Source organism: Streptomyces sp. CNP082 (genome assembly GCF_059570535.1).
Map to the genome: position 1 here is coordinate 1 of NZ_JCANSZ010000086.1, position 18784 is coordinate 18784.

Annotated in this window: 14 protein-coding genes and 1 pseudogene; 11 read left to right on the plus strand and 4 right to left on the minus strand. The window is 70.5% G+C overall.

What is annotated here, in order from left to right; translation table 11 throughout:
• The 3 genes and pseudogenes from B124_RS34790 to B124_RS34800 all read left to right on the plus strand — a co-directional run.
• A pseudogene (locus B124_RS34790) lies at window positions 1-248 on the plus strand (IS630 family transposase); the annotation flags it as partial.
• Between the two features lie 238 nt (window positions 249-486).
• Window positions 487-1017 (plus strand): hypothetical protein, encoded by a 531-nt coding sequence (locus B124_RS34795; RefSeq protein WP_496507029.1) that lies wholly within the window; start codon window positions 487-489, stop codon window positions 1015-1017.
• A 33-nt stretch (window positions 1018-1050) separates the two neighbouring features.
• Complete coding sequence (locus B124_RS34800) at window positions 1051-1593, plus strand: SMI1/KNR4 family protein (RefSeq protein ID WP_496507030.1); 543 nt, start codon at window positions 1051-1053, stop codon at window positions 1591-1593.
• A 238-nt stretch (window positions 1594-1831) separates the two neighbouring features.
• Here B124_RS34800 and B124_RS34805 read toward each other — a convergent pair whose 3' ends face one another.
• Window positions 1832-2542, minus strand: a complete 711-nt coding sequence (locus tag B124_RS34805; protein WP_496507031.1) for a helix-turn-helix domain-containing protein — start codon at window positions 2540-2542, stop codon at window positions 1832-1834.
• Between the two features lie 151 nt (window positions 2543-2693).
• On the opposite strand from B124_RS34805, the gene B124_RS34810 reads away from it, so the two are divergent.
• Window positions 2694-3239: a lytic polysaccharide monooxygenase auxiliary activity family 9 protein gene (locus B124_RS34810; RefSeq protein ID WP_496507032.1), complete on the plus strand. Its 546-nt coding sequence runs from the start codon at window positions 2694-2696 to the stop codon at window positions 3237-3239.
• A 117-nt stretch (window positions 3240-3356) separates the two neighbouring features.
• On the opposite strand, the gene B124_RS34815 is transcribed toward B124_RS34810, so the two are convergent.
• From B124_RS34815 to B124_RS34825, 3 genes are read right to left on the minus strand one after another with little or no spacing between them, the layout of a single operon-like run.
• Window positions 3357-4262, minus strand: coding sequence for a carbohydrate ABC transporter permease (locus B124_RS34815; RefSeq protein ID WP_496507033.1), 906 nt, complete (start codon window positions 4260-4262; stop codon window positions 3357-3359).
• Window positions 4263-4266: 4 nt separating this feature from the next.
• On the minus strand, window positions 4267-5262 hold the full coding sequence (locus tag B124_RS34820; protein ID WP_496507034.1) for a carbohydrate ABC transporter permease: 996 nt from the start codon (window positions 5260-5262) through the stop codon (window positions 4267-4269).
• A gap of 25 nt (window positions 5263-5287) precedes the next feature.
• Window positions 5288-6628 carry an ABC transporter substrate-binding protein gene (locus B124_RS34825; RefSeq protein WP_496507042.1) on the minus strand — a complete coding sequence of 447 codons (1341 nt, stop codon included), beginning with the start codon at window positions 6626-6628 and terminating at the stop codon, window positions 5288-5290.
• Between the two features lie 306 nt (window positions 6629-6934).
• Here B124_RS34825 and B124_RS34830 point away from each other — a divergent pair, with 306 nt between their 5' ends.
• The 7 genes from B124_RS34830 to B124_RS34860 form a co-directional block, all read left to right on the plus strand.
• A complete protein-coding gene (locus tag B124_RS34830; RefSeq protein WP_496507035.1) occupies window positions 6935-8521 on the plus strand; it encodes a glycosyltransferase family 2 protein in 1587 nt (528 codons plus the stop codon).
• A 133-nt stretch (window positions 8522-8654) separates the two neighbouring features.
• Window positions 8655-10187, plus strand: a complete 1533-nt coding sequence (locus B124_RS34835; RefSeq protein WP_496507036.1) for an SDR family NAD(P)-dependent oxidoreductase — start codon at window positions 8655-8657, stop codon at window positions 10185-10187.
• On the plus strand, window positions 10184-12205 hold the full coding sequence (locus B124_RS34840) for a hypothetical protein (protein ID WP_496507037.1): 2022 nt from the start codon (window positions 10184-10186) through the stop codon (window positions 12203-12205). Before B124_RS34835 ends, B124_RS34840 begins: the two co-directional genes overlap by 4 nt.
• A 14-nt stretch (window positions 12206-12219) precedes the next feature.
• Window positions 12220-14181, plus strand: a complete 1962-nt coding sequence (locus B124_RS34845) for a glycosyltransferase family 2 protein (RefSeq protein WP_496507038.1) — start codon at window positions 12220-12222, stop codon at window positions 14179-14181.
• A 46-nt stretch (window positions 14182-14227) separates the two neighbouring features.
• Entirely contained in the window at window positions 14228-16360 is a 2133-nt protein-coding gene (locus tag B124_RS34850) for an acyltransferase family protein (RefSeq protein ID WP_496507039.1), read from the plus strand.
• The gene (locus tag B124_RS34855) at window positions 16360-17661 is read left to right on the plus strand and encodes a hypothetical protein (RefSeq protein ID WP_496507040.1); all 1302 of its coding nucleotides are present in this window, start codon (window positions 16360-16362) and stop codon (window positions 17659-17661) included. Before B124_RS34850 ends, B124_RS34855 begins: the two co-directional genes overlap by 1 nt.
• 17 nt (window positions 17662-17678) lie before the next feature.
• Window positions 17679-18784, plus strand: a 1106-nt coding sequence (locus B124_RS34860; RefSeq protein WP_496507041.1) for a UDP-glucose dehydrogenase family protein, incomplete at its 3' end; no start/stop codon positions are given.

The following is an 18784-nucleotide window of genomic DNA, read 5'->3' on the forward strand; positions in this document are numbered from 1 at the left end:
TCACCCCTGTCGGCTCTTCCTGGCTGAACCAGATCGAGATCTGGTTCGGGGTCATCACCCGGCAGTCGATCCGTCGCGGCACGTTTTCCAGCGTCAACGTCCTGGTCAAACAGATCCGCGACTACATCGACTCCTGGAACCAGAACCCGAAACCATTCACCTGGACCGCAACGACCGGCGAGATCCTCGCGAAGGTCCGGCTCGTCGCGACCAGCGTGAAGAAGCTTGTCAACAACAACTCGAACTGACACGAACCGGATCACGAGACACTAGCTTATGGCGATGGTAGGGAAAACCTCTCAACATCAATCGCTATGGCTGCGATGACGCGGAACGGGACTCTGTTCTCTCGGTCCGTGGAGAACCGCCCGGGTGACCAGGCGTCGTGTTAGTAGGCGGAAGCAGGTAACTCGTTTACCGCGTGAGGGCGTCTACGCTAGGCTGGCTCCCTCGTAACATTATCAGTATCTATTAGGTGGAGAGGCTATGAGTCTGGAGGAGTTGGAGAGTGCGCTTCCGGCATTGGTTGAGCTTCGAGCGTCACGTCCTCAAGAAATCGATTGGGAATTGATTGCAGAAGGATTCGGTACGCATTTCCCCGATGATTATATGCGGCTTGCAGCCGTTTATGGTGGGATCGTGATCGACGATTTTTTGGGAATCGCCACTCCCGATCCGGGGGGGGAGGTGCGCTTTGTGAAGGGTAGACGTCGATCGCTCCACTCCCTCGAATCCCTTCATGGAGCCGGGATGTCCCATGGCTACGTCCCGTATCCGCAACCTACTGGCCTCATTCCGTGGGGCAGCAGCACGGACGGAGACCAGTTCTTCTGGAGGACGAGTCCAGAAGGGCCGAACGCGTGGACGGTCGTCGTCGCTGGGCGTAACGATGACTGGGTAGTTTTCAACGGAACGCTTACGGAATATCTCTCGGGCTTGGTGTCAGGTGAGGTCACCCCCGTTGGTCTCCCGCTGGATTTCCCGGGGCGATCTCCCAGTGTTGTCATCTGGGACTAGCGCGCCACCCTTCTCGATGTCATCAGTAAATCGTTGGAGATCCTCGTGAGTCTGGAGGGGCTGGAAAGTGCGCTACCATCGTTGAACGAGATTCGGGCGCAACAGTCGCGCGTAATTGATTGGAAATGGATTGCCGAAGCATTCGGAGCGAAGTTCCCCAAGGATTACATGGAGCTCTCCACTGCTTACGGCTCACTGGAGATTGACGGCTTCATGGGGATAGCCGCACCAGAGCCAGGCGAGGAGGCAAGTTTCGTGAGAGGAAGACGTCGCGCACTGTACTCGATGGAATCCCTTTGCGAGGCCGGGATGTCCCATGGTTACGTCCCGTATCCACAACCGTCTGGCCTAATCCCATGGGGTGAAAGCATCGATGGGGACAAGTTCTACTGGCGGACGGATCCAAGAGGACCGCATGTCTGGACGGTCGTCGTTGCTGGACGCAATGACGACTGGATCGTGTTTAACGGAACCATGACGGAATATCTCTCGGGATTGGTCACGGGTGAGGTTACTCCCCACGGCCTTCCTCTGGATCTTCCGGGAAGATCTCCAAGCGTTGCCATCTGGGAGTAGCGCATCCTCTGCATGTCACCTGCGGTGGCGTGGGCTGTCGGTGAGGATCGCGGTTGAGACCTCTGACGTGCATGGGGAGTGCCCGCGCTACTGCCGCGGTCGGGACCCCGGTGGTGTGATCACCTCGCGCATCCCATCGGGTTGCCGGGCCCGGGCGGGGCGAGGGTGTCGGCCGGCGTGGGAAGGTGCTGACGTTCTGGCGATGGCGGTCCCTTCTCGTGGCCGGCGGCGGGGCGGGTCAGTTGCGCAGGAGTTCCCAGAAGCGGGGGAGTATCTGCTGGAGGTACGTCGTCACCCCCGCCGTGGTGTCCGCGGCCGGGTCCTCGTCCCAGTTGCGGGCGGCGGCGCTGCGGGTCTGGTACTCCTCGTTCAGGGTGCTCAGCGCGCGTTCCAGCGGGCGGCGGGGGAGGCGGGTCAGGCGGGCTACCGGGCGGAGCTGGGGCTGCCAGCGGGTGGTGGCGGCGTCACGGAGGTGGCGGGCCAGGGGTTCGCTGCGGCCGGTGAGGTCGAGGAGGTCCGGGAGGGGGAGGCGCAGGAGATAGGCGAGCCGGGTGGCCTGGGATTCGGTGCCGGGCCAGCGGCCGGTCCGCTCGGCGCTGAGGTACGTCGCGGGGTCCATGCCGATGTGGCGGGCGACGTCGTCCAGGGGCAGGCCGTGGGCGCGGCGGTGCGCGTTCAGGGACGTGGCGGAGCCCATCAGGTCGGCCGGTGTGCACCACAGCGCGCCGGCGAGGGCGTCGAGTTCGCTGCGGGTGGGGCGGGCGTGGCCCTTCTCCCAGTCGGCGACCGCGGCGGCGGGTACGGCCAAGCCGTACGCGGCGCGCATGCCGTACGCCACGTGGTCGTGGCCGAGTCCTAACGCGCGGCGTAATCGACGGGCCGCCGCGGGGTCGAAAGGTGGTGTGTGCTCCGGCGGGACGGCGCCGGAGCCGGGCGCCGATGTCGTCACACCGTCACCGTAGGTAGTGATGCACCCCGTTATCAACCGTGCGTTCCACCGAAGGTACGGAGAGATGCGTGCGCGTTGCAGGGGTTGACGGTGGACGGCCAACGTTTAAAGTCTAGACCAATGCGATGACCCCCCACGCAAGGAGAGTTGTATGCACCGCAGCACCAAGCGGGCCGGCCAGGGCCGGAAAACCGCCCGCGCGGCCTTCGTCGGCGCCGGCGTAGCCCCGCTGCTCCTCCTCGCCCTCCCCTCGCAGCAGGCGAGCGCCCACGGCTGGATCACCAACCCGCCGAGCCGCCAGGACCAGTGTGCGACGGGCGTCGTCGAGTGCGGCGCCATCAAGTACGAGCCGCAGAGCGTCGAGGGGCCCAAGGGCCTGACCAGTTGCAGCGGCGGCAACCAGGGCTTCGCCGAACTCGACGACGACAGCAAGGGCTGGCAGGTCACCGGCGTCGGCAGCACCACGACGTTCAACTGGAAGATCACGGCCCGGCACTCCACCAGCACCTGGCAGTACTTCGTCGGCGGCCAGAAGGTCGCCGAGTTCGACGACGGCGGTGCCCGGCCGCCGGCCGAGTTCAGCCACACCGTCGACTTCGGCGGGATCACCGGCAAGCAGAAGGTGCTCGCCGTGTGGAACGTCGCCGACACGGCGAACGCCTTCTACGCCTGCGTCGACGTCAACATCGGCGGCTGACGGCCCCCGCCAGGGTTCGTCCCCGTGGCCGTACGGGGCGCGCCCGGCGGGGGATGCCCCGCCAGGCGCGTGCCCGCGGCCCCCGCGGGCGGCGGTGGAGGGCCGGCCAGGCCCCGGTCAGCCCTTCACCGCGCCGCCCAGCGCGAAGCCGCCGCCCAGGCGGCGGGCGATCAGCACGTACAGCAGCACCGCGGGGGCGGAGTAGAGGATCGAGAACGCCGCCAGCTCCCCGTAGACCACCGAGCCCATGTTGCCGAAGAGCTCGAAGATCGAGACGGAGGCGGGCATCTGGTCCGGGCTGAGCAGCAGCATGAAGGGGACGAAGAAGTTCCCCCACATCATGATGAACGAGAAGACGGTCACCACCGTGATCCCCGGGCCCATCAGCGGCAGGATGACCCGCACCAGCGCCTGCATCGACGACGCGCCGTCGGTCCAGGCCGCCTCCTCCAGCACCTTCGGCACCCCGTCCATGAAGTTCTTCATCAGCCAGATCGCGAACGGCAGTTGCGAGCTGGCCAGGAAGAGGGCCGTGCCGGACATCGAGTCGATGAGGTTGATCTGCACGAACAGCCCGTAGACCGGCACCATGATGGCGGTGATCGGCAGGCTGGTGGTGAAGAGGATCGTCAGCATGAACGGGCGGTTCAGCCGCGAGCGGTAGCGCGACAGCGGGTACGCCGCCAGCGCCGCCGCGACGACGGTGACGGCCGTCGCCGAGCCGCACAGGATCAGGCTGTTGAGCAGCGGGCGGAAGGTGATGTCCGTGGTCATCACCGCGTCGAAGTTGTCCCAGGTGATGTCCGTCGGCGGCCGGGCGGTCAGGCCCGAGTCCGCGTCGACAGACGAGAAGAGCAGCCAGGCCAGCGGCAGCACGAACGCCAGCGCCGCGAACAGCAGGCACAGGTCGGCGGCCAGCCGCCGGCCGTGCCTGCGCCCGGTGAGCGTGCGCGCGAGCCCGCGCCGCCGGGGTGCCGGAGGGCCGGGCGGCGGGGTGTCACGGGTGAGCGTGGACGTGGGCACCGTCTCATACCTCCGTACGCAGCATCCGCATGTACACCAGCGAGAACAGGGCGCCCACCAGCAGCAGGAGCAGGGCCACCGCCGTGCCGTAGCCGAGCAGGTTGTTCTTGAACGCCTGCTCGTACATGAACAGCGGCAGCGTCTGGCTGCGGTCGCCGGGACCGCCGCGGGTCATCGCCCAGATCAGCCCGAAGACCGAGAGGGTCTGCAGGGTGTTGAGCATCAGGTTGGTGGCGATCGAGCGGCGGATCATCGGCAGTGTGACGTGCCACAGCTTGCGCCAGCCGCCCGCGCCGTCGACCTCCGCCGCCTCCGTGATCTCCTTCGGGATCTCGGAGAGCGCGGCGGAGTAGACGAGCATCGAGAACGCCGTCCCGCGCCAGATGTTGGCGAACGACACCGCCAGGATCGGCAGCGTGTACAGCCAGTTCTGACTCGGCAGATGGAGCCAGTCCAGGACGGAGTTGAGCGTGCCCTCGCGGCGGAAGAAGGCGTAGAGCAGGAAGCCGGCGACGACCTCGGGCACGACCCAGGCGGTGATGACGATGGCGCCGGTGACGGTGCGCACCGTCTTCGAGGCCCGCTGCATCAGCGACGCGAGGGCGAGCCCGAGGGTGTTCTGGCCGACGATCGACGACAGGAACGTGAAGACCAGCGTCAGCCAGACGGCGTTGACGAAGCCCTCGTCGTCGAAGGCCGTACGGAAGTTCTCCAGGCCGACGAACGACGACTCGGCCTGGCCGGAGAGCTGCAGGTCGGTGAAGGCGATCCACACGCAGTACGCGATGGGGCCGGCCAGGAACAGCAGCATCAGGACGACGGAAGGGCCCACGGGCAGCGCCCGCAGGAGGGCACGCAGCACGGAGTTCGGGGGCTGCCCCGGCTTCCGCGGTCCGGTGCGGCGGCGGGGGCCGCCGCCGGCCTGGCCGGGGACGCGCGCCGCCGTACCGGCGGCGGCGTCCCCGGGCCCGGCGGGGGCGGAGGTGTACTTGGTCACCATGGCCTCTTAAGGCTGCTCGCGGCGGCTAATTCTCGACCACCTCGCCGTCGGCGATCGAATCGAGCTGTTCGTCGTAGCCCTTCGCGGCGTCCTCGGGGGAGGCGTCGCCGGTGGTCACCTGCTCCATGGCCTCCTGGATGGCGGTGGAGACCTGCGGATAGACCGGCAGCGCCGGGCGGTAGTGGGTGTCCTCGACCAGGCCGGTGAAGAACTCCACGCCCGGGACGTACGCCTGGTAGTCGGGATCGGCGGCGACGTCCTCGCGGACGGCGATCTGGCCGTTGGCGATGGTCAGCCGGGCGTTGTTCTTCCGCGACTGGGCGACCTTCATGAACTCGAAGGCCAGATCGGGGTTGTTGGCCTTGGCCGGGATGGACCAGGCCCAGCCGCCGGACATGCTGACCCGGCCGGGCGCCTGGCCGTTCTGGGTGGGCATGGCGGCCTGGCCGAGGACCTCGGTCCACTCCGGCCACGGCTTGGGGCCGGTCTCCAGCCAGTTGTTGGACATCCAGGAGCCGTCGAGGTCGATGGCGAGCTTGCCCTCGGGCAGCCACTCGGTGCCGACCTTGGTGCCGACGTTGGGGTCGAGGGCGTCCTGCGGGTCGGGGCCGAGGCCGTCGTTGTAGACGGTGTGCACGAAGTCGAGGGCGTCGGTGAAGCCCTGGCCGCCGGCGACCCACTTCTTCGCCTGCGGGTCGTACAGCGGGTCGGCGCCCGTGCCGTACAGCAGCATCTCGAAGCCCTGCATCGAGGCGGCCTCGCCGACGGGCTTGCCGGTGTAGACGTTCAGGGGGATGACGTCCGGCAGCTCCCGCTTGATGGTGCGGGCGGCGTCCAGCACGTCGTCCCAGGTCTTCGGCTGCCAGTCGACGGGCAGCCCGGCCTCGGCGAAGAGCTCCTTGTTGTACCAGAGCCCGCGGGTGTCGGTGCCGTCCGGGACGCCGTAGGTCTTGCCGTCCTCACCCTGGGCGGCGGTCTTCGCCGTGTCGACGTACTGGCCCCAGTCCTTCCAGCCCTTGAGGTAGTCGTCGAGGGGGGTGAGCAGGCCGGCGGCGATGTCGGAGTTGATCAGGAAGGTGTCCTCGTAGACCAGGTCGGGGGCGGTCTTGGGGGACCGCAGCATCTGCTGGACCTTGGTGTAGTACTGCTCGTCCGGCACTTGAACGGGGATGAGTTCGACCGTCTTGCCGGGGAACTTCTCCTCGAACTCCTTCTTCACCGCTTCCATCTCGCGGTCGAAGATCTTGTTCTTGGCGTCGGTGGACTTCTTGAACTGGATCCTGACGGTGTCCGGGTCGCTGCCCGAGTCTCCGCAGGCGGAGAGTGCGGTGGCGGCGAGTACGGCGGTCAGTGCGGCGGCGAGCATGGGGGATACGGGGCGGTGCACGGCGGGACCTCCCTGGCTCTGGCGAGATTGCGGTGAAAGTACGGCTGTCCGGATGTCCGGTCAATGGCTCCGGCAGGGGCTGCCCCGTATCGGTGACAACGTTGTTGTACCGACTGTTTTCAGCCGCGGGGAGCCGGCGGACGTCCCGCCGGATCCGCGTTCGCGCCGGGGTGACCGGCCCGTAAAGGTCCGATAACCCCGTCCGAATCCGGCATCGCAGGACAACCATTGGTCCGGGGAGCCGGTCTTCCACTGCACATCCAACGAGAACGGGCTGGGGGGCCAGTGGAGCAACCGGACGTCAGCGTGGTCATCGCCGCGTACAACGCCATGCCGTACCTGACCAGGTGCGTCGAATCGGTTCTGGGGCAGAGCCTGCCGCCGGGGGCCGTCGAGATCGTCGCCGTGGACGACGGCTCGACCGACGGCACCGGCGCGGAGCTGGACCGCTTCGCGCGGCTGCACCCCGGGCGCGTGCGCGTCGTGCACCAGGAGAACTCCGGCGGCCCGTCCGCGCCGCGCAACACCGCTCTCGCGCTTGCCCGCGGCCGGTACGTGTTCGTCCTCGACGCCGACGACTACCTCGGCACCGAGGCGTTGGAGCGGATGACCGCGATGGCCGACGAGAACGGCTCGGACGTCGTCGTCGGCAAGCTCGTCGGCGTCGGCGGGCGGAAGCCGCCGACGTCGATGTTCAAGCGCGACCAGCCCGACGCCGACCTGTTCGGCTCCCGGGTCTTCTGGGTGCTCAACCCGATGAAGCTGTACCGCCGCGAGCTGATCGAGCGGCACGGGCTGCGCTTCCCCGAGGACCTGCGCACCGGCGAGGACCAGGTCTTCGTGACGAAGGCGTACCTCAACGCCGCGAAGATCTCCGTGCTCGCCTCGTACGACTGCGTGTACTACGTCCTGCGCGACGACGGCGGCAACCTCACCACCGCCGTCCGCAAGAACCCCCGCCCCGCCGGCGGCGGCACCAGCACGCTCGCCGCGATGTTCGCCCTCGTCGGCGAGAACACCCCCGCGGGACCCCGCCGCGACCACCTCCTGACCCGCCTCTTCGGGGTCAACCTGCAGCGTGCGCTGCGCGGTGTGCGCAAGGAGCGCGACCCGGACCGTGCCCGGCAGAAGTTCGCCGCGCTGCACGAGCCCGTCGCCCGCTGGTACAGCGAGACGGCGATGGCGAAGCTCCCGGCGATCGTGCGGCTCCAGGGCGAGCTGGTGCGGCGCGGGCTGTACGAGGAGGCGGTGGCCGTCGTCCGCTACATCGGCGAGCGCCGCGACGTGCTCGATGCCGAGGGCGGCGCCAAGCCGGTGCGCTGGCTGGCGCCCGCCGGCTTCACCGTCGAGGGCGGCCGGGTCTACGCCCACTACCCGTACTTCCGCGACCTCCGCCTCGGCCTGCCCGACTCGGTGTTCGACGTCACCCGCCAGGTCGGCGCCCGCTCCTTCGTCCGGCCCGGGTCCGTCACCGTCACGCAGGACCGGCGGGACGCCCGGGTGTTATCCGTCCGCGGCCGGCGCCGCACGCGGCTGCCCGCCGTGGCGCTGGAGCTGACGGCGACCCGCGAGGGCGACGGCGTGACGGTGACGGCCGCCGTCCCGGCGCCCGCCGCGGACGCCTCCGCGGACCCCGCCTCCGGTACCGGCAAGGAAGCCGGCAAGGACGCCGGCACGGACCGCAAGGGGACCTTCACGGCTCGTATCCGGGTGCCCGGTCCCGGCACCTGGCAGCTCGCCCTGCGGATCGAGGGAAACAGCAGGTCGGAGCTGCTTTTGCCGGCGGTACGGGTGGAGAGCGCGAGCCCTGCGCGCAGCCTGTTGGCGTGGCTTGGCCGAGGCGTCAGGGAGGCGGTCCGTCCGGCTTCCTGATCACGGGGAGGTGACGATCTCGTGCTCGGCTCGTAACCGGGTACAACTTTGCGCATCATTCGGTTGTCTTCCCAGTCGAGCCGAATTCACCCCGAATTCGGCGGACGCTCACGATCACCACCCAGGAGCAGCAGTGTCGACAGGCGCCCCCACGGAGCCGACAGCGAGCACGTCCGGCAAGGCAACCCGAACCACCGCCGTGGTACTCGCGGGCGGCACGGGGCAGCGCGTGGGGCTCTCCATACCCAAGCAACTGCTGAAGATCGCCGGGAAGACCGTGATCGAGCACACGCTCGCGGTCTTCGAGCAGGCCGACGGCATCGACGAGATCCTGGTCCTCATGGCGCCCGGCTACGTCGAGGACGTCGAGCGGATCGTCGCCAAGGCGGGGCTGACCAAGGTGCGCCGGGTGCTGGAGGGCGGCGGCACCCGCAACGAGACCACCGAGCGCGCCATCGCCGAGATCGGCGCGGACCTCGCCGAGGGCGAGGACGCGAACGTCCTCTTCCACGACGCCGTACGCCCCCTGCTGTCGGCCCGCGTCATCGCCGACTGCGTCACCGCCCTGGAGCGCTACCAGGCCGTGGACGTCGCCATCCCCTCCGCCGACACGATCATCGTCACCCGGCGGCACGGCGAGGACGGCGAGTTCATCACCGACGTCCCGGACCGCTCCCGGCTGCGCCGCGGGCAGACGCCGCAGGCGTTCAAGCTCTCCACCATCCGGCGGGCCTACGAGGTGGCCGCGGGCGACCCGAACTTCCAGGCCACCGACGACTGCTCGGTGGTGCTGAAGTACCTGCCCGACGTGCCCATCCACGTGGTCGCGGGCGACGAGTACAACATGAAGGTCACCCACCCCGTCGACGTCTTCATCGCCGACAAGCTCTTCCAGCTCGCCTCCACCTCCGCCCCCGAGCAGAGCGACGACGAGGCCCACCGCCGCCTCCTCGAAGGCCGCACGCTCGTCGTCTTCGGCGGCTCGTACGGCATCGGCGGCGACATCTGCGAGCTGGCCCGCGGCTACGGCGCGCACGTCTACGCCCTCGGCCGCTCCACCACCGGCACCCACGTGGAGAACCCCGGCGACATCGAGGAGGGGCTGCGCCGCGCGTACGACGAGACCGGCCGCATCGACTACGTCGTCAACACCGCCGGCGTGCTGCGCATCGGCCGCCTCGCCGACACCGACGACGCCACCCTCGAAGAGGCCCTGCGGGTCAACTACCTCGCGCCGGTGCAGATAGCCAGGATCGCCTACAAGTACCTGGCCGAGACCCGCGGCCAACTGCTGCTCTACACCTCCAGCAGCTACACCCGCGGGCGCGCCGAGTACAGCCTCTACTCCTCCACCAAGGCCGCCGTCGTCAACCTCACCCAGGCACTCGCCGACGAGTGGGCCGGCGACGGCGTCCGGGTCAACTGCATCAACCCCGAGCGCACCGCCACCCCGATGCGCACCAGGGCGTTCGGCGAGGAGCCCGCCGGCTCGCTGCTGGCCTCCGAGGCCGTCGCCCGCACCTCGCTGGACGTGCTGCTCTCCGAGATGACCGGCCATGTCATCGACGTACGACAGCAGGATCCGACCCGCGGCTCGCGCGTCGACCGCGCGCTGGCCGCCGTGCTCGACCGCAGCGAGGACGGCGCCGAGGCGGGTGCGCGGTGAGCGGAGCACTGATTCGCCTGATCCGGGTCGGCAGCACCGCGGAGTTCGCCGCCGCCGCCCTGATGCTGGTCTCGTACCCGCTGATGCTCACCGCCGCGCTGATACCGAGCCTCGGCATGTTCGCCGCCATCGCGGCCGTCTCCTACGTCAGCGACCACTTCCTGCACCGCCGCAACGCCTACCTGCTCAACCGGCTCTCCCGCGCCCGCGCCGGCCTGACGCTGCGCTTCATGCTGCGGCAACTGCTGCTCGTGCTGCTGCTGGCCCGGATGGATGTGGCGGGCGACACCCTCGGCTACGAGGCCATCGCCTGCTTCGCCCTCGTCGCCACCCTCCAGGCGCCGCACAGCGGCCTGCTCACCCTGCTGCGCAACCGCCGCAAGCTGCCCGTCATCACCCGCAACATCGACCTGGCGCCGCTGCGCATCTCCGACGCCGCGCCCCGGCTGCTCACCCACCGCGCCGCGGAGAAGGTCCAGCACCTCGACCTGTTCGCCGTCGCCGGCGTGCTTGTCGCCGCCGAGACCGGGCGCGGCGCGTACGGCTACGCCGGCATGGCCGCGACGCTGGGCCTGATCCTGCTCTACGTCGTCGTCGTGGGCTGCCACCTGCGGCCCGGCGGGCTGCCGCCGAAGCGGGACGCGGTGCTGGAGTGGTTCGACGAGTGGCTGCGCGCCTACCGGCCGACCGTGGTGCTCTACTTCTCCGGCACCAAGGAGTCCACGTACCAGATCAACATGTGGCTGGAGACGCTGGAGGAGCTGGACGAGCGCCCGCTGCTCATCGTGCGCGAGCCGCACACGCTGCCCGGCCTGGCCTCCACCACCGTGCCGGTGGCGTGCGTGCCGTCCGCGGTGCACCTGATGAACATGGACCTGGCGTCGGTACGGGTCGCGCTGTACCCCGCGAACGTCGGCAAGAACATCCACCTGCTGCGGGTGCCCACGATGAAGCACGTCTTCATCGGCCACGGCGACAGCGACAAGGTCGCCAGCATCAACCCGTACGCCAAGGTCTACGACGAGGTGTGGACCGCCGGCCGCGCCGGGCGCGACCGCTACGCGCTGGCCGACGTCGGCGTCCGCGACGAGGACATCGTGGAGGTCGGCCGCCCGCAACTGGCGCCGATCCGCCCCGCCGAGGCGCCCGCCGCCGACCGCATCCCCACCATCCTCTACGCGCCGACCTGGGAGGGCTGGACCGACGACCCGGGCAACACCTCGCTGATGCTCGCCGGCGAGAACATCGTGCGCCGGCTGCTGGCCGCCGACCCCCCGGTGCGCGTGCTGTACAAGCCGCACCCGTTCACCGGCATGGTCAGCCCGCTCGCCAAGGCCGCCCACGAGCGCATCGTCGCCATGGTCGAGCAGGCCCGTACGAGCCGCGCCGCCGACCCCCGCTGGGTGCGCGCCGCCGCGGCCGGGCAGGGCGAGCGGGAGGCGGCGCGGGCCGAGCTGGTGCGGATCGAGGCGCAGTTGGAGCGGCTCGGCCGGCTCACCGCCGACGCCGCCGACGAGGCGCAGACCTCCCGTGACGCCGTGGTCGACCCCGCCCGCGAGGCGGAGGCGGCCCGGCTGAAGGAGGAGTGGAACGACGCCTACTGGCGCTCCTTCGGCTGGTGGGAGCACCGGGTCGTCACCGGCGACCGGCCGCGTCTGTACGACTGCTTCAACGTCTCGCACGGCATGGTCTCGGACATCTCCAGCGTCGTGTCGGACTTCATCGCCAGCGGCAAGCCGTACGCGGTGACCGACTCCGCGGGCCTGGGCGAGCAGGAGTTCAAGCGGCAGAACACCGCGGTACGGGCAGCGGTCATCCTGGCCTCCGACGCCGCCAGGATCGACGACCTGCTCGCCGCCGTCCCCGACCCCGCGGCCGACCCGCTGCGCGCAGCGCGCGAGGAACTGAAGGAATACCTGCTCGGGCCCGACGAGCCCGCGTCCGTGGTCCGCTTCGGCGAGGCCGTGCGCGCGCTGGCGAGGAAGTCCGAGCGCCGCAACCTAGAGCGCGCCGTCTGAAGGAGACCCGCACGATGACCACTCCCGCGGCAACGGCCGTGCCCAGATCCATACCCGACGTCACGGTGATCACGGGCGCGTACAACTCGATGCCCTACATCACCCGCAGTGTCACGTCGGTGCTGGAGCAGACCATCGGCACCGACCGGCTGCAGATCCTCGTGATCAACGACGGGTCCACCGACGGCACCGGCGCCGAGCTCGACCGGCTCGCCGCGGAGAACCCGGCCCTGACCGTCATCCACCAGGAGAACTCCGGCGGTCCCGCCGGCCCGCGCAACGTGGGTCTGGAGCGGGCCACCGGCCGCTACGTGTTCTTCCTCGACGCCGACGACTACATCGGCAAGGAGACGCTGGCGCGGATGGTGGAGACCGCCGACGCCAACGGCACGGACGTCGTCGTCGGCAAGATGGTCGGCGTCAACGGCCGCGGCGCCCCGACCTCCATGTACCACCAGAACCTGGCCCGTACCGACGTGTTCAGCTCCCGCGTGTACTGGACGCTGAACCCGATGAAGCTCTTCCGGCGCGAGCTGGTCGAGAAGCACAAGCTGCGCTTCCGCCCCGAGCTGAAGGTCGGCCAGGACCAGCCGTTCACCTCCGCCGCGTACCTGAACGCCGACGGCATCAGCGTCATCGCCGACTACGACTGCGTGTACTGGGTCAAGCGCGACGACGGCGGCAACAACACCTCCGTCACCAAGGGCACCGCGCCCCGGATCCGCTTCCTGCGCGCGATGTTCGAGCTGGTCGGCGAGTACGTGCCGGACGGCCCGCGGCGCCACCACCTGCTGGCCCGGCACTACACCATCGACCTGCCGCACACCATCCGGCAGTTGCGCCGCGAGAAGCACGCCTCGGACCAGCGCGAAGCGTTCGAGGACATGCGCCGGCTCTTCGACGAGTACTACACCGAGGGCATGGCCGCCACGCTGTCCGTCGTGGAGCGGCTGCTGATGGAGCTGGTGCGCCGCGGCGACCTCGACGACCTGCTCACGGTGTCGAAGTACCACCGCAAGCTCGGCGACCGCGCCGTGGACCACCTGACGGAGAACGGCCGCGTCTACGCCCAGTACCCGTTCTTCCGCGACCCCGCCAGGAACATCCCGGACGAGTTCTACGACATCACCGGTGAACTGCCCGTCCCGTTCCGCGTCGGCAAGGCGGAACTCGACGCCGCCACCGGCGTCGTCCACCTCGCCGGCAAGGTCAAGGCGCCCGCGCCCGACGGCTGGAGCGCCCCGCCCGAGATGCTGCTCAAGCAGCGCGGCGGCATCGTCCGGCACCGGCTGCCGCTGTCGGTGGACGACAAGCGGGACGGCGAGGGCTACCAGGACTTCCGTCTTGACATCGACCCGGCGACCGCCGGCGGCGGCGAGCCGCTGGCCGAGGCGCTCTGGGACCTCTCCCTGAGCTGCGGCGAGTCCCACGTCACCCGGTTCGGCGACCAGCACAACCTGAGCCTGGTCAAGCAGCCGGCGATGCACGCCGCGCCCAAGCACGCCGGCTCCGGCCAGGTCGTCACCCTCTACGCGATCCGCTCCACCGGCCACCTCACCCTGGAGCTCGGCGAGATCAAGCACCAGGCGGCCAAGCGGTTCGAGGCCGCCGCCCAGCCGCCGACGCGCCGCGACGAACTCGTCGTCGACGTGCGCGCCACCGTCTCCGGGCTGCCCGCGGACGCCGTGCGGCTCGACGTCGAGGGCCCCGGCGGCGCCGTCGCCTCCGCCGTCGCCCAGCCGGGCAGGACCGCCGGCGCCACCCGCACGTACCGGGCCCGGCTGCGGCTGCCGCGCGAGGCGCGCAAGCGGCGCGACGCCTTCACGCCGAAGGTCACCGTCCGCGCCGGCAGCCTCGCCTGGACCGTCCCCGTACGCCCCGTGGAGTCCGCCGCGGCAGCCGCCGCCGCACCGGCCGGCCGGAGCCTCGGCACAGTGCTGCGCTCCGCCAGGTCCCGGCTCGGCGCGGGCAAGTGACGTCCAGGCGCACCCCAGACCACCAGTACCGTTACCCGGAGGGTTGATGCACGGCCAGCAGGCCCCGGCGCTCGATGCGCACGATCCGACCGAGCGCCGGTCCCGGCCGGACGCACCGCGCGCGTCCGGCCCCGCCCGGGGATTCCGCCCCGACGTCGAGGGTCTGCGGGCCGTCGCCGTGGGCGTGGTGCTGCTGTACCACGCCGGCGTGCCGCTGATCTCCGGCGGCTATGTCGGCGTGGACGTCTTCTTCGTCATCTCCGGCTTCCTGATCACCGGGCTGCTGGTGCGCGAGCTGGAGCGCAGCGGACGGATCTCGCTGACCGGCTTCTACGCGCGCCGCGCCCGCCGGCTGCTGCCGTCGACCGCCGTCGTGCTCGCGGCCGTCGCGCTGCTGGCGTGGCTGCTGATGTCGCCGGTGGAGCGCAAGACGGTCGCGAAGGACCTCGCCGCCGCCGCGCTGTACGTCGTCAACTGGCAGCAGGCGTCGCTCGCCGTGGACTACTCGGCGCTGGGCGCCGACGCCAGCCCCGTCCAGCACTTCTGGTCGCTGGCGGTGGAAGAGCAGTTCTACCTGGTCTGGCCGCTGCTGATCATCGCCATCGGCTGGTGGTGCACGCGCCGGGGCGGCAAGGCGGTGCGCCCGCGGCTGGCCGTCGCGCTCGGGGCCATCGCCGTGGCCTCGTTCGCGTACTCCATCCACCTCACGCAGCAGGAGGCCGGCGCCGCGTACTTCTCCACCTTCACCCGCGGCTGGGAGCTGGCCGTCGGCGGGCTGATCGCGCTGGTGCCGGCGGACGCCTGGCGGCGGCTGCCGGGCCGGCTCGCGGGCCCGCTGGTCCTCGCCGGGCTCGCCGGCATCGCGGTGGCCGCCCTCGCCTTCACCGACGAGACCCCCTTCCCCGGCTCCGCCGCCGCGCTGCCCGTGCTGGGCGCCGCCGCGGTCATCGCCGCCGGCGCCGCGGCGCAGGGCACGCTGGGCGCGAAGCTGCTGGGCACCGCGCCGATGCGGTACGTGGGGCGCATCTCGTACTCCTGGTACCTGTGGCACTGGCCGGCCGTCGCCTTCGCGACCGTCAAGTGGCCCGACATCACCACCGCCCAGCTCACGGTCGTCGTCGCGGCGAGCTGGGTGCCCGCCGCGCTCACCCACAAGCTGGTGGAGAACCCGGTACGGGTCTCGCGCGCGCTGGCGCCGGTGCGCCGCGGCCTCGTCCTCGGCCTCGCCTGCACCGCGGCCGGCGCGCTGCTGGGCTGGCTGACCTGGGCCATGGTGCCGACCATGAAGCTCGCCGACCCCTCGCAGGCCGTCGGCGCCGCCGCGCTGGCCGACTCCACGAAGGTCCAGGAGTCCGCCTCCGTGCTCAGCCCGCTGCCCGAGGACGCCGACGCCGACGAGGGCGCGGTGTACGGCAACGGCTGCCACGCCGGGCAGCGCGACACCGAGGCCGAGGGCTGCGTCTACGGCGACAAGAAGTCGGACACCACCGTGGCGCTCTTCGGCGACTCGCACGCCGCGCAGTACGCCCCGGCGCTGATGACCATCGCCGAGGACCGCGGCTGGCGGCTGCTGATCCTCACCAAGTCCGCCTGCACCCCCGCCAAGGTCACCATCTACAACCGGCAGTACGAGCGGGACTACACCGAGTGCGACGACTGGCGGGCCTCCGCGGTGGCGCGCATCGCCGAGGAGGAGGCCGACCTCGTCCTCGTCGGCAACCGCGACGACCAGGCGGCCATGCGCGGCGGCGACAAGCTCGACGGCGACGAGAACACCGCCGCGCTGCGCGACGGAATGGCCGCCACGCTGCGCGAGCTGACAGAGAACGGGGCGGACGTCACAGCGTTCGCCGACATCCCGTACCCGCCGCAGGACATACCCTCGTGCGTGTCGGGAGCCACCGACCAACTCACCGACTGCGCGTTCCCGCTGCGCGAGGGGCTGGAATACGAGCAGGTCACCACCCAGGCGGCGAAGCGGGCCGGGGTCCGCGTCATCGACCTCGGGCCCGAGCTGTGCCCGGACGGGACCTGCCCGGCCGTCATCGGCAACGTGATCGTCTACCGGGCCGGTGAGCACATCACCGAGACGTACATGCAGACGCTCACGGGCTGGCTGGACGACCAGTTGCCGAAGAACGTCCGAGGGAAGAACGTCCGAGGAGAGAAGGACTCCTGATGCCGACGCAGCACACGCCGCCGACGCTGGTGCCCACGGTGCCGCGCGGAGGCCGCATCCTCCACATCGGGCCGCACAAGACCGGCACCACCGCGCTGCAGGGCGCCTTCCACAGCGCCCGCGACCGGCTGCCCGCGTACGACGTGGTCTACGCCGGCACCCACCGGCAGCCCGTCTCGGCGGCGCTCGCCAAGATCGGGGTGGAGTTCCCCGGGCCCGCGGGCACGCCCGTACGCGAAGAGCTCGACGTGTTCCTGCAGCGCGACCGGCCGGGCATGGAGCGCTGGCGGAAGCTGGTGCAGCAGTGCGAGCAGGCCGGCGACAAGCGCACCGTCATCAGCACCGAGTACTTCTCCAACGCCGGCGACGACGCCGCCCGCGAGGTCGTCGCAGAACTCGGCGGCGGGGGGCGGGTGCACGTGGTCGTCACGCTGCGGCCCCTGCTGAAGATCCTGCCGTCGCAGTGGCAGCAGTACGTGCGCAACGGGCTGCGCTCGTCGTACGAGGACTGGCTGGAGGCCATGTTCCACCGCGAGCCGTGTATCGAGCCGACGCCCAGCTTCTGGCGTCGGCACCGGCACGACGAGCTGATCGCCCGCTGGGCGGCGGCCGCGGGCCCGCAGAACCTGACCGTCCTGGTGCAGGACGAGTCCGACCAGCAGATGCAGCTCCGCGTCTTCGAGGAGTTCGCCGGGCTGCCCGCCGGGTTCCTCGCCTACGACGACCGCGACAACCGGTCGATGACCCACGGCGAGGCCGAACTCGTCCGGCTGCTCAACGAGGAGTCGCACCGCCGCGGCTGGTCCGTGGAGCGGCACGGCAAGGTCGTACGCGCCGGGGCGCTGCGCCGGATGCGGGAGAAGTACCAGCCCGCGCGCGGCGAGGCGCGCGTCACCACCCCCGAGTGGGCGGTGGCCGAGGCCACCGAGCTGGCCGAGGAGATGACGACCGCCATCACCGCGCTCGGCGTCAACGTCGTCGGCGACCTGGCGTCGCTGGCGAAACGGCCGAGCGCGCCGGCCGCGCCGCCGGCCGAGGCGACGATCCCGGCGGCTGCGGCGGCACAGGCCGTCATCGGCGCGCTGCTCGCCCAGTCCTCGCTCGACACCAAGGCCGCCGCGGCGGCGAAGGACGCCCCCGGGCCGAACTCCTCCGGGCCCGGCACGTCCACCGCCACCGGCACGGCCGCCTCCCCCGCGCCCAAGCCGGCGCCCGGTGCCGCCCCCGCTTCCGGCCGGGGCGGCGCCACCAACCCGCTGCGGAACGCCGCCAGGCGCGGCCTCCGCCGAATCCGCCGATAACCAGAAGGACCGCACGGATGTCGTTGAGAATCACAGTGATCGGCACCGGCTACCTCGGTGCCACGCACGCCGCCGCGATGGCGGAGCTGGGCTTCGAGGTGCTCGGCCTGGATGTGGTGAAGGAAAAGGTCGAGCTGCTGTCGGCGGGCAGGGTGCCGATGTACGAGCCGGGCCTGGAAGAGCTGCTGCGCAAGCACGTCGCCGGGGTCGAGGGCGCGTCGGGCAGGCTGCGCTTCACCACGGACTGGGACGAGGTGGCCGCCTTCGGCGACGTGCACTTCGTGTGTGTGAACACGCCGCAGAAGCACGGCGAGTACGGCTGCGACATGAGCTTTGTCGACGCCGCGATAGACACCCTGGCGCCGCGGCTGGACCGCCCCTGCCTGGTCGTCGGCAAGTCGACGGTGCCGGTGGGCTCCGCGGACCGGCTGGCGCGGCGGCTGGCCGAGCTGGCGCCGGCAGGCGAGCAGGCGGAGCTGGCGTGGAACCCGGAGTTCCTGCGCGAGGGCTTCGCCGTCGAGGACACCCTGCGCCCCGACCGTATTGTCGTCGGCGTGGCCGGCGTGCGGAGCGAGCGCGCGGAGGAGCTGCTGCGGGAGGTGTACGCGGGTCCGCTCGGCGACGGTACGCCGTTCGTGGTCGCCGACTACCCGACCGCCGAACTGGTGAAGACCTCGGCCAACGCGTTCCTCGCGACGAAGATCTCGTTCATCAACGCCATGGCGGAGATCTGCGAGGCGGCGGGCGGTGACGTCGTCAAGCTGGCGGAGGCCATCGGGTATGACGAGCGGATCGGGAAGAAGTTCCTGCGCGCCGGGATCGGCTTCGGCGGCGGCTGCCTGCCCAAGGACATCCGCGCGTTCATGGCCCGCGCCGGCGAACTCGGCGTGGACCAGGCGCTGACGTTCCTGCGCGAGGTCGACTCGATCAACATGCGCCGCCGCGCCCACATGGTCGAACTCGCCCGCGAAGCCTGCGGGGAGACCTTCCTCGGCCGCCGGATCGCCGTCCTGGGCGCGACGTTCAAGCCCGACTCCGACGACGTACGCGACTCCCCCGCCCTCAACGTCGCCGGGCAGATCCACCTCCAGGGCGGCCAGGTCACCGTCTACGACCCCAAGGG